The organism is Acidovorax sp. sic0104, assembly GCF_019219095.1.
Lineage (GTDB): Bacteria > Pseudomonadota > Gammaproteobacteria > Burkholderiales > Burkholderiaceae_C > Acidovorax.
This window is the reverse complement of sequence record NZ_JAHUWH010000006.1, coordinates 58,923-78,720: the sequence shown is the minus strand read 5'-3', so window position 1 is coordinate 78,720 and position 19,798 is coordinate 58,923. Positions and strand designations below refer to the sequence as shown.

19 protein-coding genes are annotated in these 19,798 nt (G+C 66.0%); 3 read left to right on the top strand and 16 right to left on the bottom strand.

The annotated features are described in order from the left end of the window. Positions 1–72: 72 nt before the first annotated feature. The 16 genes from KW835_RS11590 to rpsB all read right to left on the bottom strand — a co-directional run bounded on the left by KW835_RS11590 (position 73) and on the right by rpsB (position 15,239). Positions 73–846 (bottom strand): RNA methyltransferase, encoded by a 774-nt coding sequence (locus KW835_RS11590; RefSeq protein WP_218382538.1) that lies wholly within the window; start codon positions 844–846, stop codon positions 73–75. A gap of 38 nt (positions 847–884) precedes the next feature. Then, complete coding sequence (rnhB, locus tag KW835_RS11585; protein WP_218382537.1) at positions 885–1,511, bottom strand: ribonuclease HII; 627 nt, start codon at positions 1,509–1,511, stop codon at positions 885–887. Continuing rightward, the gene (gene lpxB, locus KW835_RS11580; RefSeq protein ID WP_218382536.1) at positions 1,477–2,640 is read right to left on the bottom strand and encodes a lipid-A-disaccharide synthase; all 1,164 of its coding nucleotides are present in this window, start codon (positions 2,638–2,640) and stop codon (positions 1,477–1,479) included. Before lpxB ends, rnhB begins: the two co-directional genes overlap by 35 nt. 10 nt (positions 2,641–2,650) lie before the next feature. Further along, complete coding sequence (gene lpxA / locus KW835_RS11575) at positions 2,651–3,439, bottom strand: acyl-ACP--UDP-N-acetylglucosamine O-acyltransferase (RefSeq protein ID WP_218382535.1); 789 nt, start codon at positions 3,437–3,439, stop codon at positions 2,651–2,653. 25 nt (positions 3,440–3,464) lie between these two features. Continuing rightward, positions 3,465–3,905 (bottom strand): 3-hydroxyacyl-ACP dehydratase FabZ, encoded by a 441-nt coding sequence (gene fabZ / locus KW835_RS11570; protein WP_218382534.1) that lies wholly within the window; start codon positions 3,903–3,905, stop codon positions 3,465–3,467. Positions 3,906–3,921: 16 nt separating this feature from the next. Next, positions 3,922–4,905, bottom strand: a complete 984-nt coding sequence (lpxD, locus tag KW835_RS11565) for a UDP-3-O-(3-hydroxymyristoyl)glucosamine N-acyltransferase (RefSeq protein ID WP_218382533.1) — start codon at positions 4,903–4,905, stop codon at positions 3,922–3,924. Between the two features lie 24 nt (positions 4,906–4,929). Continuing rightward, entirely contained in the window at positions 4,930–5,454 is a 525-nt protein-coding gene (locus KW835_RS11560) for an OmpH family outer membrane protein (protein WP_218382532.1), read from the bottom strand. After that, positions 5,454–7,751: an outer membrane protein assembly factor BamA gene (gene bamA, locus KW835_RS11555; protein ID WP_218382531.1), complete on the bottom strand. Its 2,298-nt coding sequence runs from the start codon at positions 7,749–7,751 to the stop codon at positions 5,454–5,456. The genes KW835_RS11560 and bamA overlap by 1 nt, the downstream gene beginning before the upstream one ends. A 44-nt stretch (positions 7,752–7,795) precedes the next feature. Continuing rightward, on the bottom strand, positions 7,796–9,160 hold the full coding sequence (gene rseP / locus KW835_RS11550) for an RIP metalloprotease RseP (RefSeq protein ID WP_218382530.1): 1,365 nt from the start codon (positions 9,158–9,160) through the stop codon (positions 7,796–7,798). Positions 9,161–9,194: 34 nt separating this feature from the next. Beyond that, positions 9,195–10,373, bottom strand: coding sequence for a 1-deoxy-D-xylulose-5-phosphate reductoisomerase (gene ispC, locus KW835_RS11545; protein ID WP_218382777.1), 1,179 nt, complete (start codon positions 10,371–10,373; stop codon positions 9,195–9,197). Positions 10,374–10,394: 21 nt separating this feature from the next. Beyond that, on the bottom strand, positions 10,395–11,255 hold the full coding sequence (locus tag KW835_RS11540; RefSeq protein WP_218382529.1) for a phosphatidate cytidylyltransferase: 861 nt from the start codon (positions 11,253–11,255) through the stop codon (positions 10,395–10,397). Between the two features lie 8 nt (positions 11,256–11,263). Continuing rightward, entirely contained in the window at positions 11,264–11,995 is a 732-nt protein-coding gene (gene uppS / locus KW835_RS11535) for a polyprenyl diphosphate synthase (RefSeq protein ID WP_218382528.1), read from the bottom strand. Between the two features lie 33 nt (positions 11,996–12,028). Continuing rightward, positions 12,029–12,589 (bottom strand): ribosome recycling factor, encoded by a 561-nt coding sequence (frr, locus tag KW835_RS11530; protein WP_218382527.1) that lies wholly within the window; start codon positions 12,587–12,589, stop codon positions 12,029–12,031. A gap of 57 nt (positions 12,590–12,646) precedes the next feature. Then, positions 12,647–13,369 (bottom strand): UMP kinase, encoded by a 723-nt coding sequence (gene pyrH / locus KW835_RS11525; RefSeq protein WP_218382526.1) that lies wholly within the window; start codon positions 13,367–13,369, stop codon positions 12,647–12,649. A gap of 63 nt (positions 13,370–13,432) precedes the next feature. Then, positions 13,433–14,362, bottom strand: coding sequence for a translation elongation factor Ts (gene tsf / locus KW835_RS11520; RefSeq protein ID WP_218382525.1), 930 nt, complete (start codon positions 14,360–14,362; stop codon positions 13,433–13,435). 124 nt (positions 14,363–14,486) lie between these two features. Next, positions 14,487–15,239, bottom strand: coding sequence for a 30S ribosomal protein S2 (rpsB, locus tag KW835_RS11515; RefSeq protein ID WP_218382524.1), 753 nt, complete (start codon positions 15,237–15,239; stop codon positions 14,487–14,489). 240 nt (positions 15,240–15,479) lie between these two features. Here rpsB and KW835_RS11510 point away from each other — a divergent pair, with 240 nt between their 5' ends. From KW835_RS11510 to KW835_RS11500, 3 genes are all read left to right on the top strand, one after another. Next, the gene (locus KW835_RS11510) at positions 15,480–16,814 is read left to right on the top strand and encodes an amidase (protein WP_218382523.1); all 1,335 of its coding nucleotides are present in this window, start codon (positions 15,480–15,482) and stop codon (positions 16,812–16,814) included. Between the two features lie 48 nt (positions 16,815–16,862). Next, entirely contained in the window at positions 16,863–18,095 is a 1,233-nt protein-coding gene (locus KW835_RS11505) for an FAD-dependent oxidoreductase (RefSeq protein ID WP_218382522.1), read from the top strand. Between the two features lie 139 nt (positions 18,096–18,234). Continuing rightward, positions 18,235–19,770 carry an NAD(P)H-hydrate dehydratase gene (locus KW835_RS11500; RefSeq protein WP_218382521.1) on the top strand — a complete coding sequence of 512 codons (1,536 nt, stop codon included), beginning with the start codon at positions 18,235–18,237 and terminating at the stop codon, positions 19,768–19,770. The last annotated feature ends 28 nt before the right edge of the window (positions 19,771–19,798 follow it).

Here is a 19,798-nt window from a genome sequence, read left to right as displayed (position 1 = left end):
CGCGCGGTCGAGCCGACACCGCTGCCACACGAGAGGCGGCAAACCGTGGGGATGGCCGCAGCCCCCCGCGGCTCAGCGCGCAGCGCCGCTCGCGTGCAGGCAGATGGCGGCGGCGGCGCCTACGTTCAGCGACTCTTCGCCGCCCGGCTGGGCGATCCGGATGCGCATTGCAGAACGCGCCTCCAGCACTGGCGACACGCCCTGCCCTTCGTGCCCCAGCACCCAGGCGCACGGCCAGGGCAAGGCGGCACGGTGCAGCCAGTCGCCCGCATGGGAGCTGGTGACGAGCAGGGGCACCTGCAGAGCATCCAGCTCTGCATGCTCCACGCCCTCGATCAGATCGAGCGCGAAGTGCGCCCCCATGCCGGCGCGCAGCACCTTGGGGGACCACAGCGCGGCACTGCCCTTGACGGCCACCACCTGGCGAAACCCGAAGGCCGATGCACTGCGCAGGATGGAGCCCACGTTGCCCGCGTCCTGCACGCGGTCCAGAACCACCGTCGCGGCATCGGCCTGCAACCCGGCAGGCACCGCCAGATCGATGACGAAACCCATGCGCGCAGGGGACTCCAGCCCGCTGATCTCGGCAAACAAGGCATCCGAGATCACTATGATTTTAGGAGCTACCTGCGCCCATTCGACCTGTGCCAGCGGCCAAAAAGACTCTGAAAAAACCGCGATGGCCGGCCGTTGGCGCCGCTCTACGGCAGCGCGGCACAGGTGGTCGCCCTCCAGCCACACCCTGCCCTGCTTGCGGTAGGCCGTGCTGTCCTGCGCCAGACGGCGCAGATCCTTGACGAAAGCGTTGTCGCGCGAATGGATGGTGGTGACGGAAGGGGATGTCATCGGCAGTGGGGTCACCAGGGCGGGCCACCCGCCAAGGCTCACAGAAACAGGGTTTGGGCCACCGGGGCGAACGACCGCCGGTGGTGGATGCAGGCGCCGTGCTCGCGCAGCGCCGCCATGTGAACGGCCGTGCCGTAGCCTTTGTGGCCGGCAAAGCCGTAGTGCGGGAAGTCCTGATCGATCTGTGCGCACCATCGGTCACGGTGCACCTTGGCCAGGATGGACGCAGCCGAGATGGCCTGCACCAGTGCATCGCCCTTGACGATGGCCTCGGCCGGTACGTCCAGCAGCGGCAAGCGGTTGCCGTCCACCAGCACCCGCACGGGCTTGAGCCGCAGGCCGATCACGGCGCGCCGCATCGCCAGCAGGGTGGCCTGCAGGATGTTCAGGCTGTCGATCTCCTCCACGCTCGCCTCGGCGATCGAGCAGCACAGCGCCTTGGCGCGGATCTCGTCATAGAGCTTCTCGCGCCGGGCTGCGGTCAGGGTCTTGGAGTCCGCCAGGCCTTCTATCGGATGCAGGTCATCCAGGATGACCGCCGCCGCCACCACGGGACCTGCGAGCGGCCCGCGGCCGGCCTCATCCACCCCCGCCAGAAGGCCAGGGGGATGCCAAGGCAGGCTGGCTTGTTCAGGTTGCGGGTGCGAGGATTTTCTGGATCGCATCGGCTGCCAGTTGGGGAGTGTTGCGGAGCAGGCTTTCGTGCAGCGCCGTGAAGCGCTGCTCCAGCGCGCTGATCCTGGACGGATTGTGCCTGCGCGCGTCCAGCCAATCCAGCGTGGCAGCGCACAAAGCCTGCGGCGTGGCGGCGTCCTGGATCAGCTCGGGCACCACGAACTCGCCGCACAGGATGTTGGGCAGCCCGACCCAGGGTTGCAACTGCTTGCGGCGCATGAGCCACCAGCTCAGGGGCTGCATGTGGTAAGCGATCACCATGGGCCGCTTGAAGAGCGCGGCTTCGAGCGTGGCCGTGCCACTGGCAATCAAGGTCGCATCGCACGCGGCCAGCACCGCGTGCGACTGGCCCGAAACGATCTGCACCACGTCCTGCAAGCCGCAGGCTTGAGCGGCCTGCGCGATCCGCCCCTGGAGCGAGGGAACCGCTGGCACTACCAATTTGATAGCTGGTCGCGCTTGCCGGACAAGCGCTGCAGCCTCGAAAAAGGGCTTGGCGATGTATTGGATTTCCGACGAACGGCTGCCCGGCAGGATGGCCAGGACCTCATCCGACCCGTGCAGGCCCAGTTGCGCCCTGGCCGCCGCGCGGTCGGGGACCATGGGGATCACGCCGGCGAGGGGGTGGCCCACATAAGTCGCCTCGATGCCGTGCCGCGCAAGCAACTCGGGCTCGAACGGGAAGATGCACAGCACATGGTCCGCGCTGCGGCGGATCTTCTCGACCCGGTCCGCACGCCAGGCCCAGATGGAGGGGCAGACGAAGTGCACGGTCTTGATGCCCGCAGCGCGCAGGTCGGCCTCAAGCCCGAGGTTGAAATCGGGCGCGTCTACACCAATGAAGACGTCGGGGCGGCTTGTGAGCAGGTCTTGCCGCAGCGCCTTGCGGATGGCAAGCAGCTCGCGCAGGCGGCGCAGCACCTCGATGCTGTAGCCGTGCACGGCCAATTTGTCGCTGGGCCACCGGGCCTGGAAACCCCGGCGCGCCATCTGCGGGCCGCCGATGCCGAAGGACTGCAAAGCGGGCCAGTGGGCCTGCATGCCGTCGAGCAGGAGCCCTGCCAGCAGATCGCCCGATGTCTCGCCCGCCACCATGGCGATGCGGGGGGATGCGTTCATGCTGCGAACCTCAGCGGGCGATGCCGCGGCTGGAGCTGGCCAGGAAAGCCATCACCAGCGCCACGTCCGCAGTGGCCTCGGGGTGCGCTACCGGCAAGTCAGCGATGGCGGCGCGGGCCGCCTCCAGCGTGAGTCCCTGGCGGTACATGAGCCGGTGGATCTGCTTGATCACAGCCACGCGCTCCGCAGAAAACCCTCGGCGGCGCAGGCCCTCGGCATTCAGGCCCCGCACGGACAGCGGGTTGCCATCAACCATCATGAAGGGCGGCACGTCCTGCGATACGGCGCTGGAAAAGCCGATCATGGCGTGCGCCCCGATCTTCACGAACTGGTGGATGCCCGTCAGACCGCCCACCGTCACCCAGTCGCCGATCAGCACGTGCCCGGCGAGCGTGGTGTTGTTGGCCATGGTCGTGTGGTTGCCCACATGGCAGTCGTGCGCAATGTGGGTATAGGCCATGATCCAGTTGTCGTCGCCGATGCTGGTCTTGCCGCCCGCGCCCGGCACGCCGCGGTTGAAAGTGCAGAACTCGCGCACCGTGTTGCGGTCGCCGATGACCAGCTCGGTGTCCTCGCCCTTGTATTTCTTGTCCTGCGGATCGGCACCCAGCGAGGCGAACTGGAAGATGCGGTTGTCCTTGCCGATGGTCGTGCGGCCCTCGATCACGCAGTGGGGGCCCACGGTGCAACCTGGGCCGATCACGACCTGCGGGCCGATCACCACATATGGTCCGACCGTAGTGGAAGGGTCGATGCGCGCACCGTCCGCAACGATGGCGGTGGGATGGATATTGGTCACGGTCCGGTCAGATCGTCGGTGCTGCTCAGCCCACGCTGCGCATCGTGCACATGAGTTCGGCTTCGCAGGCCACGTCGTCGCCCACGCTGGCGACGCCCTTGAACTTCCAGATGCCTCCGCGCACCCGGTCGATGGTGATGGTCAGGATGAGTTGGTCGCCCGGCTCCACCGGGCGCTTGAAACGCGCGCCATCAATGCCGACGAAGTAGTAGATGTTGTTCTCATCGGGCACCTTGCCCATGGCATCGAAGGCCAGCAGGCCCGCAGCTTGCGCCAGGGCCTCGAGGATCAGCACGCCGGGCATCACGGGACGCCCTGGAAAATGCCCGCCGAAATAAGGCTCGTTGAACGTGACGTTCTTGATCGCCTTGATGCGGGTGTTGCTCTCGAGCTCCACCACCTTGTCCACCAGCAGGAAGGGGTAGCGGTGGGGCAGTTGCTTGAGAATTGCGTGGATATCCATCATCGAGTTGTTCTTCCGTTCATGCTGCTTTGAGGGCCTGCTCCAGCGCCTTGATGCGCTCGCGCAAGCTGTGCAATTGTTTGAGTGTCGCAGCGTTCTTTTCCCAGCGCGCATTGTCGTCGATGGGAAACATGCCGGTGTACTGCCCAGGCTGGTGGATGGACCGCGTGACCACCGTGGCGGCCGAGATGTGCACGTTGTCGGCCAGCTCGAGGTGCCCGAGAACGATGGCGCCGCCGCCCACGGTGCAGTGCGCCCCGATGGTCGCGCTGCCGGCCACGCCCACGCACCCTGCCATCGCCGAGTGCTTTCCGATGTGCACGTTGTGCCCCACCTGGATGAGGTTGTCGAGCTTCACGCCGTCTTCGATGACGGTGTCCTGCAGCGCGCCGCGGTCGATGCAGGTGTTGGCGCCGATCTCCACATCGTCGCCAATGCGCACGGCACCGAGCTGTTCGATCTTGACCCACTGCCCCTTCTCGGGTGCGAAGCCGAAACCGTCAGCACCGATCACCACACCTGCATGCACGATGCAGCGCTCGCCGATGCGGCAGTCCTCGCCCACGGTAACGCGCGACTTGAGCACGGTGCCCGCACCGATGCAGGCCCCGCGCTCCACCACACACAGCGGGCCGATGGTGGCTGTGGGATGCACCTGCGCGGAGGGGTCCACCACCGCACTGGCGTGCACGCCGCCCTGCACCGCAGGCGCCGTGTGCTGCCGCCACAGCTGCGTGGCACGTGCGAAGTACACGTAGGGGTTGTCCGCGACGATGCACGGGCCACGCGCCTGGGCCACGTCGCGCATCGCGGGCGCCACAATGACACAGGCCGCCCGGGAGGCGGCCAGTTGCTGCTGGTAGCGCGGGTTGCTCAGGAAACTGAGATCCCCCGGACCCGCAACCTCCAGTGGCGCAATGCGGGTGATGACGGTGTCGGCCACCGCACCTCCCTCCAGCGAACCACCGAGCGCATCGACTATGTGCCCGAGAAGCAAGCTCACGCGCCACCCATCCTGCGCAGCGGCTTACTTGGCGCCGGCAGCGGCATTCAGCGCCTTGATCACCTTGTCGGTGATGTCGTGCTTGGGGTTGATGTAGACGGCCTCTTGCAGGATCACGTCGTACTTTTCAGCTTCAGCAACCTGCTTGACCACCTTGTTCGCACGCTCGAGAACCTGGGAGAGTTCTTCATTCTTGCGGGCGCTCAGGTCTTCCTGGAACTCGCGGCGCTTGCGCTGGAAGTCACGGTCCTGGTCCACCAACTGGCGCTGGCGCGTGGTGCGCTGGCTCTCGGCCATGGTGGGCGCTTCACGCTCGAATTTTTCGCTGGCGGTCTTCAGGGTGTTGCCCATGTCCACCAGTTCTTTTTCGCGGCGGGCAAACTCCTGCTCCAGCTTGGCCTGTGCTGCCTTGGCGGTGTTGGCCTCGCGGAAGATGCGGTCGGTGTTGACGAAACCGGCACGGAAAGACTCTTGCGCTTGCACAGGTGCGGCAGCGGCGAAGGCGCCGAGCAGCAGGGCCAGGGAGATATGGCGGGAAAAGGATTTCATTAGAAAGACGTTCCGATCTGGAATTGCAGTTTCTGGATTCTATCGCCAGCGAACTTGCGCACCGGTTGCGCAAACGCCAGACGCAGCGGGCCGAGCGGGGAAATCCAGCTCAGGCCCAGGCCCACGGAGGCACGCATGTCACTGAAGGTGACCTTGTCGTCCTCACCGTATACGTTACCAACGTCAAAGAAGGTAAACACGCGCAGGGTCCGGTCGTTCCCCGCGCCAGGGAACGGAGCGATCAGCTCCGCATTGAGGGTGACCTTCTTGGGCCCACCCAACGAGGCACCAGTCACATCACGCGGCCCCAGGGTCCCCTGGTCGAAGCCACGCACCGAGCCCAGGCCACCCGAATAGAAGTTCTTGAACACGGGGAACGGCCGGCCGTTCATCCCCTTGCCGATCCCCAGTTCGCCGTTGAAGGCCAGCGTGAAGCGCTTGTTCAGCGGCACATACTGCTGGTACTGGTAGTTGGCGCGCACGTAGCGGGCATCACCTGCCACCGACCATTCGGAGTTGAGGCGCTGGTAGCGGCCCGAGTTGGGAGCCAGAGCACTGTCACGGTCGTCACGCGACCAGCCAATGGTCAGCGGGATGGATGTGCTGCTGGAGCCGAACTTGTCTGCATATGCGAGATACGTGGCAGGAATGTTGGTGCCGGGCTTGATCTTCGTTTGCTCCAGGCCACCGCCGAAGAACACGGTGTCGGTCTCGCTGAACGGCACGCCAAAGCGCACGGAGGTCCCCGTGGTCACGAGCTGGTAGTTACCGCCCTGATCTTCATAGGGTTTGTCGGTGCGGTAGTACAAATCCAAGGTGCGAGAGATGCCATCCTTCGTGAAGTACGGGTCCGTGGTGCTGAACACCAGCGTGCGGCGGTACTTGCTGGTGTTCACATCGATCCCCAAGTAGTTGCCCGAGCCGAAGATGTTCTCCTGCTTGATACCGAACGACAGGGACACCTTTTCAGCGCTGGAGAAACCCACGCCCATCTGCAGCGAGCCCGTGGGCTTTTCGGCCACGTTGATCACCAGATCCACCTGGTCTGGAGAGCCTGGCACTTCCTGGGTCTCGACATTCACTTCGGTGAAAAAGCCCAGACGGTCCACGCGGTCGCGCGACAGGCGGATTTTCTCGCCGTCATACCAGGAGGCTTCGTACTGGCGGAATTCGCGGCGGATCACTTCGTCGCGGGTGCGGTTGTTGCCGCTCACGTTGATGCGGCGCACGTAAGCGCGGCGCGACGGTTCAGCCTGCAGCACGAAGGCGACGCGGTTGTTCTCGCGGTCGATCTCCGGCACGGCCTCGACGCGCGCGAACGCAAAACCGAAACGCGCGAAATACTCAGAGAAGGCCTTGGTGGTCTCCGTGATCTGGTCGGCGTTGTAGGGCTCGCCGGCGCGGATGGTGACGAGCGACTTGAACTCGTCGTCGCGGTCAAGGTAGTTGCCTTCGAGCTTCACGCCGGAGACGACATAGCGCTCACCTTCGGTCACGTTGACGATGATGGAGATATCTTGCTTGTCCGGCGAAATGGCGACCTGCGTGGAGTCCACGCGGAACTCCAGGTAGCCGCGCTGCAGGTAGTACGAGCGCAGCGTCTCCAGGTCGGCGTTGAGCTTGGCGCGCGAGTAGCGGTCCGACTTGGTGTACCAGCTGAGCCAGCCGCCCGTGTCCTGGTCGAACAGGCCCTTGAGCGTGGACTCGCTGAACGCCTTGTTGCCGACGATGCGCACTTCCTTGATCTTGGCGGGCTCGCCCTCAACCACGGTGAACGTGAGGTTCACACGGTTGCGCTCGATGGGGGTCACCGTGGTCACCACCTCGGCGCCGTACAGGCTCTTGTTGATGTACTGGCGCTTGAGCTCCTGCTCGGCGCGGTCGGTCAGCGCCTTGTCGTAGGGGCGTCCCTCGGTCAGGCCCACGTCGCGCATGGCCTTCTTGAGCGTGTCCTTGTCGAATTCGCGCGTTCCGGCGAAGTCGACATCCGCCACGGTCGGACGCTCTTCCACCACGACCACCAGAACGTTGCCGTTGGCCTCCAGGCGCACGTCCTTGAACAGGCCCAGCCCGAACAGCGCGCGGATGGCGGCAGCACCCTTTTCATCGTTGTAGTCGTCGCCCACGCGCAGCGGCATGGACGCGAACACCGTGCCGGGCTCCACACGCTGCAGGCCCTCCACACGGATATCCTGCACCTTGAAAGGCTCCAGTGCCCATGCCGCATTGGCAGCAAAAATCATGGCTGCAACGGCTGATGCGGTACGCACGCCCAGGCGATTGATGTGTTTTTTCATGAATGAAGCTGGAGCCGCAGTTGCGTTGCAAGCGCGGCAAAGGGTTAGCCAAAAAGCCGGGTGACGTCGTTGAACAAGGCGATGGACATCATGAGAAGCAAGACCGCAACGCCTCCGCGCTGCAGGCGTTCCATCCATGCGTCCGACACTCCCTTGCCTGTGACACCCTCCCAAAGATAATACATCAGGTGCCCACCATCCAAGACTGGCAGCGGAAGCAGGTTCAACACCCCCAGGCTCACACTGATGAGCGCGAGGAAGACAAGGTACTGCGTGAGGCCCAGGCTGGCCGAGCGGCCCGCGTAGTCGGCAATCGTCAGCGGCCCGCTCAGGTTCTTGAGAGACGCTTCGCCGATGACCATCCGGCCCATCATGCGCAGCGTGAGGATCGAGACATCCCAGGTCTTGACGACGCCGCTCCAGAGACCTTCGAGCACGCCGTACTCGACGGTGACAAACTCAGGCGCCGCACCCACATACGCGCCGATGCGGCCCACCACGGCACCCGCTTCGGTCTTGGCCTCGGGCGCCACGTCCAGGCTCAGCACCTGCCCCGAGCGGTCGATGCGCCAAGGCTGGGCGACGGGCTGCGAGCCCTTCACGGACTGGCGGATCAGCTCGCGCAGTTGCTGGCCGTCCACCACATCGGTCGCGCCGACCTTGAGCACCACGTCGCCCTGCCGCAGCCCGGTGCGTGCGGCCGCACCGTCAGGCATCACCTCGCCCAGGACCGGACGGGTCCAGGGGCCGAGGATGCCGATCTTGCGAAAGAGCTGCGCATCGGCCTCACGGCTGTCTATCTTCGACATGTCCAGGCGAACCTCGCGGTGCGCGGCCCCCGACTGGGGCTGCACATCCAGGCGCACCGTCTCGCCTTCGAGGGCGCCGCGCGTCAGCAGCCAGCGCAGTTCCTCGAACGAGCGCACAGGCTCCAGGTCGTCCGTGCCCAGCGCTGCCTGCGCGACCAGTTCACCGCCCCGCAAGCCAGCGGCGTGCGCCACCGAGCCTGTCACCGGGCTGGCCAGCACGGCCTTGGGCTCCTGCACGCCGTTCCAGTTCACGATGGAATACAGAAGGACGGCCAGCAGCAAATTGGCGATGGGCCCCGCAGCCACGATGGCTGCACGCGAACGCAGGGGCTGGGTGTTGAAGGCGAGGTGCCGCTCTTGGGCAGACACGGGCGCCTCGCGCTCGTCCAGCATGCGGACATAGCCGCCCAGCGGGAATGCCCCCAGCACGAACTCGGTGGGTGAACCCTTGGGCTGCCAGCGCAGAAGCGGCTGCCCGAACCCGACGGAAAACCGCAGCACCTTCACGCCGCACGCCACGGCCACGCGGTAATGGCCGTATTCGTGCACGGCGATCAGGATGCCCAGGGCAACAATGAAGGCAACGATGGTGAGCAGCATGGTGGCAAGTTTCCGTGTATCGCTGGATCGGCGCTCAGGCCGCCATGCGGACTGCCGCATGCTCGGCAGCGTGCCGGGCCTGTGCATCCAGGTCGAGCAATGCGGCAAGCGAATCCGGCTTGGAGGGGGACACCGCGTCCAAAGTTGCAAGATTCACGGCATGGATGCGGTCAAAACGAAGCCGGCCCTGCAAGAATGCCCCTACCGCCACTTCATTGGCGGCGTTGAGCACCGCCGTGGTCCCCTCTGCGGCCTTGAGGGCTTGCCAGGACAGGTGCAGGCCCGGGAAGCGGACGGCGTCCGCGTCCTCGAAAGCCAGCGCCGACAGCGTGGAGAAGTCCAGCCGGCTTGCGCCACTGGCAATGCGCTCGGGCCACGCCAGGCCGCAGGCGATGGGCACGCGCATGTCGGGCGTGCCCAGTTGCGCCAGGATGGACGCATCCTTGAACTGCACCATCGAATGGATAATCTGCTGCGGATGGATCACCACCTTGATCTGGTCCGGATGCAGGTCGAACAGCCAGCGCGCCTCGATGACTTCGAGCGCCTTGTTCATCATCGTGGCCGAATCCACCGAAATCTTGCGCCCCATAGAGAAATTCGGGTGCGCGCAAGCCTGCTCGGGCGTGATCTGGGACAGCGTGGCCGGATCGCGCTGACGGAAGGGCCCCCCTGACGCGGTCAGCAGGATGCTGTCCACCCGGTCCGGCCAGGTGGCGGGGTCTTCGGGCAGGCACTGGAAGATCGCCGAATGCTCGCTGTCGATGGGCAGCAGCGTGGCACCGCCCTGCTTCACGGTCTGCATGAACAGCTCGCCGCCGACCACCAGCGCCTCCTTGTTGGCCAACAGCAGGCGCTTGCCCGCGCGGGCTGCCGCCAGACAGGGGGACAAGCCCGCCGCCCCCACGATGGCGGCCATCACGGCGTCCACTTCGGGATGCGATGCTATCGTTTCAAGAGCATCCACCGCTTGCAGGACCTGCGTAGAAAGGCCATTGGATGCCAATTTTTCAGCCAGTTGACGCGCGTGGGCCTCACTGGCCATCACGGCAAACTTCGGCTTGAACTGCGCGCACTGCGCCAGCATCAGGTCCACCTGGGTCGCGGCGCTCAGCGCAAACACCTCGAAGCGATCAGGATGGCGCGCCACCACATCCAGCGTGCTGGTGCCGATGGATCCCGTGGAGCCCAGTACGGTGAGTCGTTGTTTCATCATTCCTACTGCGCTATTGCGTTAATGCGCTGTTGTCGTCAGGCTGGTGAGCATCATGGCCAACGGCAAGGTCGGCAGCAGCGCGTCCACCCGGTCGAGCACGCCGCCATGGCCGGGCAGCAGGTTGCTGCTGTCCTTGACGCCGGCACTGCGCTTGATGAGGGACTCCACCAGATCGCCCGAGACACTCATCGCCACCATGAACAGCGCCGCGATCACGAGCAGCCACCATCCTTGCTGGGCCATGCGGCTATAGAAACTGGGTACCGCCGCCTGCCAGTGGCCATCGGCAGCCACCCAGAGGAAGGCCATTACGATCACGCCCGCCAGTCCACCCCACACGCCTTCCCAGCTCTTGCCAGGGCTGATCGACGGGGCGAGCTTGCCTTTGGTAAAACGCAGCCCGAAAGCGCGGCCGGCGAAGTAAGCAAAGATGTCGGCAACCCACACCAGCAGCAGCACCGACAGCAGAAAATTGATACCGACATTGCGCGCCTGCACCACCGCCAGCCAAGCCAGCCAGAGCGCCAGAACCCCGGCCACCAGCCGCACCGCCGCAGGGATGCGGGGCCAGCCGGGCACTCCGGCCTTGAGCAGCCACGCGGCAGCCAGCACCCACAGGCCGCCCGCCACCACCCAGAGCCCGGTCAAGGGACGACCCACCCAGCCGAGCGCCCACGATCCGGCGCACAGCGCGACGCAGGCGGCACCCACCGCCACGGAGCCCGCCTGTCCGAAGCCACTCAGCCGGCCCCATTCCCAGGCCCCGGCGGCCATGAGCACCAGCACCACCACGGTGAATGGAGTGGTGGACGTGTAGAAGAGCGCCGGCAGCAAGATGGCCAGCAGGGCGAGGGCTGTGATGACGCGCTGTTTGAGCATGGGGCCTTTCAGCCCGGCATCGAATGGGGATGCGCGGACAGGATCTGTTCGGAGGTTTTGCCAAAACGGCGCTCGCGGCCATTGAAGGCGGCGATCGCCTCGTCCAGCGCCGATTCGTCAAAGTCCGGCCACAACCGGTCGCTGAAGAAGAACTCGGAGTATGCCGCCTGCCACAGCAGAAAGTTGCTGATCCGCATTTCGCCCCCGGTGCGGATCACGAGATCGGGGTCGGGGACATGGGCCAGGCCCATTGCGCCTTGCAGGCTGGCTTCGGTGATGGGCTCCCCCCGCGCCGCGAGAGAAGCAGCCGCCTGGGCGATGTCCCAGCGCCCCCCGTAGTTGAAGCAGACGTTGAGCACCAGCCGGTCGTTTTCGGCGGTCGCGGCCTCTGCCTGGGCCAGCCCTGCCTGGACCTTGGCCGACAGGCCGCTGCGCTCGCCCACGAAGTGCAGGCGCACCCCGTCCTTCTTGAGCTCGGGCACTTCGCGCGCAAGCGCCAGCGCCAACAACTCCATCAGTCCGGACACCTCGTCGGCGGGGCGGTTCCAGTTTTCGGACGAGAACGCGAAGACGGTCAGCACCGCAACACCGCGCTCGGCGCAGGCACGGGCACAGCGGCGCAGCGAATCGACCCCTTGCTTGTGGCCTGCCAGGCGCGGCAGGAAACGGCGCTTGGCCCATCGGCCATTGCCATCCATGACGATGGCGATGTGGTGCGGCACCACCGGAGATTCAGACATGCAGAGCGTTCAGAGAACCCGTGAATCGGGCGCTCAGACGGCCATGATTTCCTGTTCCTTGGCCGCCACCAGCGCATCGATCTCTGCGATATGCCGGTCGGTGAACTTCTGCACGTCGGTTTCAGCGCGCTTTTGGTCGTCTTCGGACGCCAGCTTGTCCTTGACGAGCTTCTTCACGGATTCGTTGGCATCGCGGCGCAGGTTGCGCACGGCGATCTTGGCGCTCTCGCCTTCGTTGCGCGCCAGCTTGGTCATTTCCTTGCGGCGCTCTTCGCTCATCGGGGGCATGGGCACGCGGATCAGGTCGCCCATGGACGCGGGATTCAGGCCCAGGTCACTTTCGCGGATGGCTTTCTCGATCTTGGCGCCCATGCCCTTTTCCCAGGGCTGGACGCTGATGGTGCGCGAGTCGATCAGGGAGACGTTGGCCACCTGGCTGAGCGGCACGAACGAGCCGTAGTACTCGACCTGCACCGTGTCGAGCAGTGCAGGATTGGCGCGGCCGGTACGGATCTTCTGCAGGTTGTTCTTGAAGGCCGAGATGGACTGGTCCATCTTGGTTTCTGCGTTCTTCTTGATATCGGCAATCGTCATGTTGTTCTCCTGTAGCCAGTCACCGGCCATGCGCAGCGCGGCGGCAAATGCAAATCGTCAGGCGTAGACCAGCGTGCCTTCGTCCTCGCCCATCACCACGCGCTTCAAGGCGCCGTGCTTGATGATGGAGAACACGCGCACCGGCAGCTTCTGGTCGCGGCACAGCGCGAACGCCGTGGCATCCATGATGCCCAGGTTGCGGGACATGGCTTCGTCGAAACTCAGCTTGGTGTAGCGCGTGGCAGCAGGGTCTTTCTGGGGGTCGGCAGTATAAACGCCGTCCACCTTGGTGGCCTTGAGCACCAGCTCGGCACCGATTTCAGCGCCACGCAGCGCTGCAGCGGTATCGGTGGTGAAGAACGGGTTACCCGTTCCGGCGGCAAAGACGACGACCTTACCTTCTTCGAGGTACTGCAGCGCCTTGGGGCGCACATAGGGCTCAACCACCTGCTCGATGGCGATGGCGGACATCACGCGGGCCACCAGGCCCTGCTTGTCCATCGCATCCGCCAGGGCCAGCGCGTTCATCACGGTGGCCAGCATGCCCATGTAGTCGGCCGTGGCCCGGTCCATGCCGACCGAGCCGCCGGCCACGCCACGGAAAATATTTCCCCCACCGATCACCACGGCCACCTGGACGCCCAGGCGGGTCACTTCGGCGATCTCTTCCACCATGCGAACGATGGTGGCGCGGTTGATGCCAAAGGAGTCATCCCCCATCAGCGCCTCACCAGACAGCTTGAGCAGGATGCGCTTGTGGGCTGGTGCGGCGTGGGACATGTGTGATTTCTCCAAAGGCAAGTACGGCGGTGAGTGTGGTGGGGGCAGGCTTGATGCAGCAGGTCAGGCTGCAGCAGCCTTGGCGGCGGCGACCTGGGCAGCCACTTCGGCCGCGAAGTCGTCGGCCTTCTTCTCGATGCCTTCGCCCACGACGTAGAGGGTGAAGCCCTTCACGGTGGTGTTGGCAGCCTTGAGCATCTGGGCCACGGTCTGCTTGCCATCGGCAGCCTTCACGAAAACCTGGTCGGCCAGCGAGACTTCCTTGAGGTACTTCTGCACGGCGCCGTCGATGCGCTTGGCCGTGATTTCAGCGCTTTGCGCGGGCTTGCCGGCAGCGACGAGTTCCTTGTTGGCTTCGTCGGCCTTGCCTTCGGCGACCGAGCGCTCCTTGGCGATCAGTTCGGCAGGCACATCGGCGCTGGTCAGGGCCACGGGCTTCATGGCGGCCACGTGCATGGCCACATCCTTGGCGGCTGCAGCGTCGCCGTCGAACTCCACCACCACGCCGATGCGCGAGCCGTGCAGATAGGCAGCCAGATTGGAGCCGCTGAAGCGCTTGAAGCGGCGGAACGACATGTTCTCGCCGATTTTGCCGATCAGGCCCTTGCGCACGTCTTCCAGCGTGGGGCCGAAGCTGTCTTGCTCGTAGGCCAGCGCACCCAGGGCCGCGATGTCTGCGGGGTTGTGCTGGGCCACCAGCTTGGCAGCGGCGTTGGCCAGGGCGATGAAGCTGTCGTTCTTGGAGACGAAGTCGGTTTCGCTGTTGACTTCGATCAGGCCACCCACGTTGCCTTCGATGAAGCTGGCGACCACGCCTTCGGCGGTAACGCGCGAAGCAGCCTTGCCAGCCTTGGTGCCGAGCTTGACGCGCAGCAGCTCTTCAGCCTTGGCCAGGTCGCCGTCGGCTTCCGTCAGGGCCTTCTTGCATTCCATCATGGGGGCATCGGTCTTGGCGCGCAGTTCGGCGACCATGCTTGCGGTAATTGCAGCCATCTTTATTCCTTCAGTGTTCAGTTCAATCGATTGGATTGGATCGGATCGGATTGGATTCAGCCTAAAAAAAAGGGGGCTCACCAGGGGCCCCGCTTTCATTCGCGACGAATCGCGCAGCCGGGTATCAGGCGGCGGCTTCTTGCACTTCCACGAACTCGTCGGAGCTCTCGGCCGTAGCAGCCTTGACCACTTCGTTCACGGCGTTGGCGCGGCCTTCGATGATCGCGTCGGCGATGCCACGGGCGTACAGCGTCACGGCCTTGGCCGAGTCGTCGTTGCCGGGGATCACGTAGTCGATGCCTTCGGGCGAGTGGTTCGTGTCAACCACGCCGATCAGCGGGATGCCCAGCTTCTTGGCCTCGGCCACGGCGATCTTGTGGAAGCCCACGTCGATGATGAAGATGGCGTCAGGCAGGGCCGTCATGTCCTGGATGCCGCCGATGTCCTTTTCGAGCTTCTCGATTTCGCGGGAGAAGGTCAGTTGCTCCTTCTTGCTCAGGCTTTCGAGGCCGGCTTCCTGCTGGGCCTTCATGTCCTTGAGGCGCTTGATCGAGGTCTTCACGGTCTTGAAGTTCGTCAGCATGCCGCCGAGCCAGCGCTGGTCCACGAAGGGCACGCCAGCGCGCAGGGCTTCGGTGGACAGGATCTCACGGGCCTGGCGCTTCGTGCCGACCATCAGGATCGTGCCGCGGTTGGCAGCCAGTTGCTTGGCGAACTTTTGCGCTTCCTGGAACAGTGGCAGCGACTTTTCCAGGTTGATGATGTGGATCTTGTTGCGATGGCCGAAGATGTAGGGGGCCATCTTGGGGTTCCAGAAGCGGGTTTGGTGACCGAAGTGGACACCGGCTTCCAGCATTTCGCGCATGGTAACGGACATAAAAATACTCCAAAGGTTGGGTCTAAAATCCAGCCCCAATACTTGCGCCGCCGTGCCTTGGCACTGGGAGCGCAACACCTTGACAGGGCTGGTTTGCGATTGGTCTTGCGAAAGCTGCCACACATACCGGCTTCAGTACTTCGCTGAAGAGAATCGATGCCAGCATCGACTCCCACGATTTGCACTGCCGCCTTGCCCGCGCTACTGCTCCCAGCAAAACCCAAAGATTCTAGCACACCCATGTTTGCCGACCTGATTGCCACGCGGGGCAGCCTGCACGATGGAGCCACCACCGCTTCTGCCGAGCTCCAGCGCTGCATTGCCGCAGCGCTGGAGCCGGCCAACACCCACAGCTTTGTGCGGACCTTGTTCGATGCAGCACGCACCACCGTGGTGCAACCTGACATTGCCCGCCTGCCCCTGGCCGGACTGGCCGTGTCGGTCAAGGATCTGTTCGACATCGCGGGCCAGCCCACGGCGGCCGGGTCCACCGCGCTGGCGCACGCTCCCGATGCGTTGCAGGACAGCCCCGCAGTGGCGCGGCTGCGCGCAGCGGGCGCGGCCATCGTCGGCCGCACGAACATGGTGGAGTTTGCGTTTTCCGGCGTGGGGGTGAACCCCCATTTCGGCACGCCAGCCGCCTTCGATGCGCACCACGGCAGTTTGCCCGGCCCGCCGCGCGTGCCGGGCGGGTCTTCATCGGGCGCTGCCGTTTCCGTGGCCACGGGGGCCGCGTTCATCGGCCTGGGGTCGGACACGGGTGGCTCCATCCGCATTCCGGCGGCGCTCAATGGCATCGTGGGGTTCAAGAACACTGCACGGCTGGTGCCCACGTCCGGAACAGTTCCGCTGTCCACCACTCTCGACACCGCCTGTGCGATGACCCGCACGGTGCGCGATGCCTTCGTGGCACACGAAATCCTGGCCGCGCGGCGCGTGACGCGCAGCCTGGCGCCACTGTCGCAGTACCGCCTCGCCATGCCCCGCACGCTGTTCCTGGACGGCATGGATGCCACCGTGGCACGCGCCTTCGAGCGCACCTTGGCCACTCTGCGCTCGGCCGGCGCCGTCATCGACACCATTGACCTGCCGGCGGTACAGGAGCAGCCGGCCTACGGATTTGCAGCCCCGGAAGCCTATGCCTGGCACCGCGAGCTGCTGCAGCGCGCCAGCGAGCGCTACGATCCCCGGGTGCGCCAGCGCATCGAGAAAGGCGCCACGCTGATGGCCTGGGAATACCTGGATCTGCTGCAGGCCCGCCAGCAATGGATTGCGCGCATGCACGACACCCTCGACGGCTACGATGCGCTGCTGTCGCCCACCGTCCCCATCGTGGCGCCACTGCTGTCCGACGTGGCGCCGGGTGCGCAGCGCGATGCAGAATTCTTTCGCGTCAACAACCTGCTGCTGCGAAATACCAGCGCCATCAATCTGCTGGACGGCTGCGCGCTGTCGCTGCCCTGCCATGTGGCCGGGGAACTCCCGGTCGGCATCATGGTCTGGCACGGAGCCCTGAGGGATGACACCGTGCTCAACATCAGCCAGCAGATCGAGAATACGCTACAAAAACAATAGCTTCCAGCGCTTGCCCAATCAGCGCGAAAGCCCAAAATCCCCATATCCATGAAGATTGCCATCGTGGGCGCCGGCATAGTCGGCGTCACCACTGCCTACGAACTGGCCAGCGACGGCCACGAGGTCACCGTCTTCGAGCAGCGCAGCGCCGCAGCCGAAGAGGCGAGCTTTGCGCCAGCCGGCCTGCTCGCCCCCCATCTGCTGAGCCCTTGGGCCGCGCCCGGCTTTGGCCACCCCTTGCGGTTGACGGGCGCCAACGCCACCTTGCGGCTGGCTGGCGGCATGGGGCGCGCCAACCTGGCCTGGCTGTGGCGCTGGCGCAGCGCGGCCCGCCAGCAAAACGCAGCGGCCGGTGCGCTAGAGCGCCTGGCGCAGTACAGCCTGGCCCGCCTGAAGACCATTGCCACCCAGCACGAACTGGACTTCGAGGCCAGCGACGGCCGGCTGATACTGCTGCGCAGCGAACCGGAGCGCCAGGCCTTGCAGCCCGCCTTGCAGGTGCTGCGCGACTGTGGCGTGAAGGCACTCGACATCGACGCCGATGCCGCACGCAAGATCGAACCAGGCCTCTCGCCCGAAGCGACACTTGCCGGCGCCATCCATCTGCCCGAGGCGTGGGCAGGTAACTGCCGCCTGTTCGCGCAGTTGCTTCGCCAGGGCACCCAGGGCTCGGGCGTGCACTTCGCATTCGGCACCCGCGTGGAGCGTATCGGCAGCAGCCCCACAGGTGTGGCCGTGCAGGGCGAAGCCGAACTGCGCCGCTTCGATGCGGTGGTGCTGTGCGCCGGCATGGCTTCGGCCGAGCTATTGCCCAACCTGGGCGTCCCGCTGCCGATGACGGCCGTGTACGGCTATTCCGTGAGCGCCCCGCTGCGCGAATCCACCCACGCGCCGCGCGCGAGCGTGGTGGACCTTGCCCAGCAGATCAGCATCACCCGCCTGGGCCAGCGTGTGCGCATCGCAGGCGGCGCCGAGTTGTCGGGCTCCGATGCCGCGCACCACGCACCCACCCTGCAGCGCCTGTACCGCACGCTCAACGACTGGTTTCCGGGCGGCGCGCAGCTGTCTTCGGGGCTGCAGATCTGGCGCGGTGCCCGCACCATGCTGCCCGACGGCGCCCCCATTGTCGGAGCGAGCGGCCTGCCCGGCCTGTGGCTGAACACCGGCCACGGCGCCGGAGGCTGGGCCCTGGCCTGCGGCAGCGCACGCGCAGTGGCCGATCTGGTGGCGCAGCGAGAGCCTGAGATCCCGCTCGACGGGCTTGGCATGCGCCGCTTCTGACGCATCCCGCCGCGCAGCGCACTCCGCATGCGCCCCCAACTGCCTGACGCTGCACAATGGCAGCCCCAACCGCACGCAGCCCAGGCCCGGCAGGTGGCGCGATCCACCCGCTCCACACCGGCCGCTGCCTCATGCCACCATGCACCGCATCGCGCCCCACCAGCCCCATCCGCTGTTCAACACCGCCGCGACCCGCGCCATTGAACATGCTGCCGCAGCCGCCCTGCCCCCACACACGCTGATGCAGCGGGCCGGCCTGGCGGTGGCCCGGCTGGCCAGGGCACTGGCGCCCCATGCCCGCACGGTCTGGATAGCCTGCGGCCCGGGCAACAACGGCGGCGACGGACTGGAAGCCGCCGCCCATCTGCAAAGCGACGGCCGACAGGTGGTGGTGACCTGGCTGGGCGAGCCCGCGCGGTGCCCCGCCGACGCGCTCGCGTCCTGGCGCCGCGCGCAAAGCGCGGGTGTGTTGTGGGCCGATTCACCTCCTGAGCACCTTACGGCGGCCGACCTGTGCATCGATGCGCTGCTGGGCATCGGCATCTCATCGCGCCCCAGCGCGCCCATCCGCGTGCCAGACGACAGGCTTCGGGCCTGCCTGCAAGCCCTGCGACACAGCGCAGCACCGGTACTGGCCGTCGATCTGCCCAGCGGGCTGGACGCGGACACCGGGCAGTTCGCCAGCGGACTGGCGCCCGACACCGGTCACCCCGCACATGCGTGCCCGAGCCCCACGCCAGCCCGCCACACACTGAGCCTGCTCACCCTCAAGCCCGGCCTGTTCACGGCCGCCGGTCGTGATGCGGCGGGCCAGGTGTGGCTCGATGAACTGGGCGTGGCGGCGCACCACGCAGCGCCACCCTCCGCGTGGCTGACAGGCCCCGCACTGGCTGCGCCCCGCGCGCACGCCAGCCACAAGGGCAGCTACGGGGATGTGGCTGTCGTAGGCGGCCAAGGCCTGGGCGAACGCGGCATGGGCATGGCCGGCGCTGCACTGCTGGCCGCGTCGGCCGCGCTGCACGCGGGCGCGGGCCGGGTGCTGGTGGCCTTGCTCGACGACGGGTACCTGCAACTCGACGTGCAGCAGCCCGAACTCATGCTCCGGCGCTTCGAGGCGCTGGAGCTGGAAAAGCTCACCGTCGTGTGCGGCTGTGGCGGCGGCCAGGCCGTGGGCCGGGTGCTCACCGAGGTGATCACGCGCGCCGCACGCCTGGTGCTGGATGCCGATGCACTCAATGCCATCGCGTCCAACGCCGCACTGCATGCCCTGGTGGTGGCGCGCGGCCAGCATGGCCAGCCCACCGTTCTCACACCCCACCCGCTCGAAGCCGCGCGGCTGCTGGGCCTGTCCACTGCCGAAGTGCAGGCCGACCGCCTGGCCGCCGCCCACCAGTTGGCAGCACAGTTCAACTGCGTGGCCGTCCTCAAGGGTTCGGGCACGGTGGTGGCCGACGTCGCCCGGGTGCCGGCCATCAATCCCACCGGCAATGGCCGCCTGGCCACCGCAGGCACCGGCGACGTGCTCGCTGGCATCGTGGGAGCCTGCCTGGCGGCCGGCGCCAGTCCGCTGCGTGCAGCCAGTGAGGCCGCCTACCGGCATGGACAGGTTGCCGATGAATGGCCGGCAGGCCAGGCGCTGACCGCCAGTGCGCTTGCACGAAGGGTGGGGGGCTGACCGCCGATGCAGCACACACCGGCGCAGC

What these genes read in the sequence shown, in the direction of transcription:
- rnhB (WP_218382537.1), bottom strand. Translation starts at nt 1,511, where the DNA reads ATGCGATCCAGAAAATCCTCGCACCCGCAACCTGAACAAGCCAGCCTG.
- KW835_RS11560 (WP_218382532.1), bottom strand. Translation starts at nt 5,454, where the DNA reads ATGAAATCCTTTTCCCGCCATATCTCCCTGGCCCTGCTGCTCGGCGCC.
- pyrH (WP_218382526.1), bottom strand. Translation starts at nt 13,369, where the DNA reads ATGTCCCACGCCGCACCAGCCCACAAGCGCATCCTGCTCAAGCTGTCT.
- KW835_RS11500 (WP_218382521.1), top strand. Translation starts at nt 18,235, where the DNA reads ATGCACCGCATCGCGCCCCACCAGCCCCATCCGCTGTTCAACACCGCC.
- bamA (WP_218382531.1), bottom strand. Translation starts at nt 7,751, where the DNA reads ATGAAAAAACACATCAATCGCCTGGGCGTGCGTACCGCATCAGCCGTT.
- rseP (WP_218382530.1), bottom strand. Translation starts at nt 9,160, where the DNA reads ATGCTGCTCACCATCGTTGCCTTCATTGTTGCCCTGGGCATCCTGATC.
- uppS (WP_218382528.1), bottom strand. Translation starts at nt 11,995, where the DNA reads ATGTCTGAATCTCCGGTGGTGCCGCACCACATCGCCATCGTCATGGAT.
- lpxB (WP_218382536.1), bottom strand. Translation starts at nt 2,640, where the DNA reads ATGAACGCATCCCCCCGCATCGCCATGGTGGCGGGCGAGACATCGGGC.
- tsf (WP_218382525.1), bottom strand. Translation starts at nt 14,362, where the DNA reads ATGGCTGCAATTACCGCAAGCATGGTCGCCGAACTGCGCGCCAAGACC.
- rpsB (WP_218382524.1), bottom strand. Translation starts at nt 15,239, where the DNA reads ATGTCCGTTACCATGCGCGAAATGCTGGAAGCCGGTGTCCACTTCGGT.
- KW835_RS11510 (WP_218382523.1), top strand. Translation starts at nt 15,480, where the DNA reads ATGTTTGCCGACCTGATTGCCACGCGGGGCAGCCTGCACGATGGAGCC.
- KW835_RS11590 (WP_218382538.1), bottom strand. Translation starts at nt 846, where the DNA reads ATGACATCCCCTTCCGTCACCACCATCCATTCGCGCGACAACGCTTTC.
- KW835_RS11540 (WP_218382529.1), bottom strand. Translation starts at nt 11,255, where the DNA reads ATGCTCAAACAGCGCGTCATCACAGCCCTCGCCCTGCTGGCCATCTTG.
- fabZ (WP_218382534.1), bottom strand. Translation starts at nt 3,905, where the DNA reads ATGATGGATATCCACGCAATTCTCAAGCAACTGCCCCACCGCTACCCC.
- ispC (WP_218382777.1), bottom strand. Translation starts at nt 10,373, where the DNA reads ATGAAACAACGACTCACCGTACTGGGCTCCACGGGATCCATCGGCACC.
- KW835_RS11505 (WP_218382522.1), top strand. Translation starts at nt 16,863, where the DNA reads ATGAAGATTGCCATCGTGGGCGCCGGCATAGTCGGCGTCACCACTGCC.
- frr (WP_218382527.1), bottom strand. Translation starts at nt 12,589, where the DNA reads ATGACGATTGCCGATATCAAGAAGAACGCAGAAACCAAGATGGACCAG.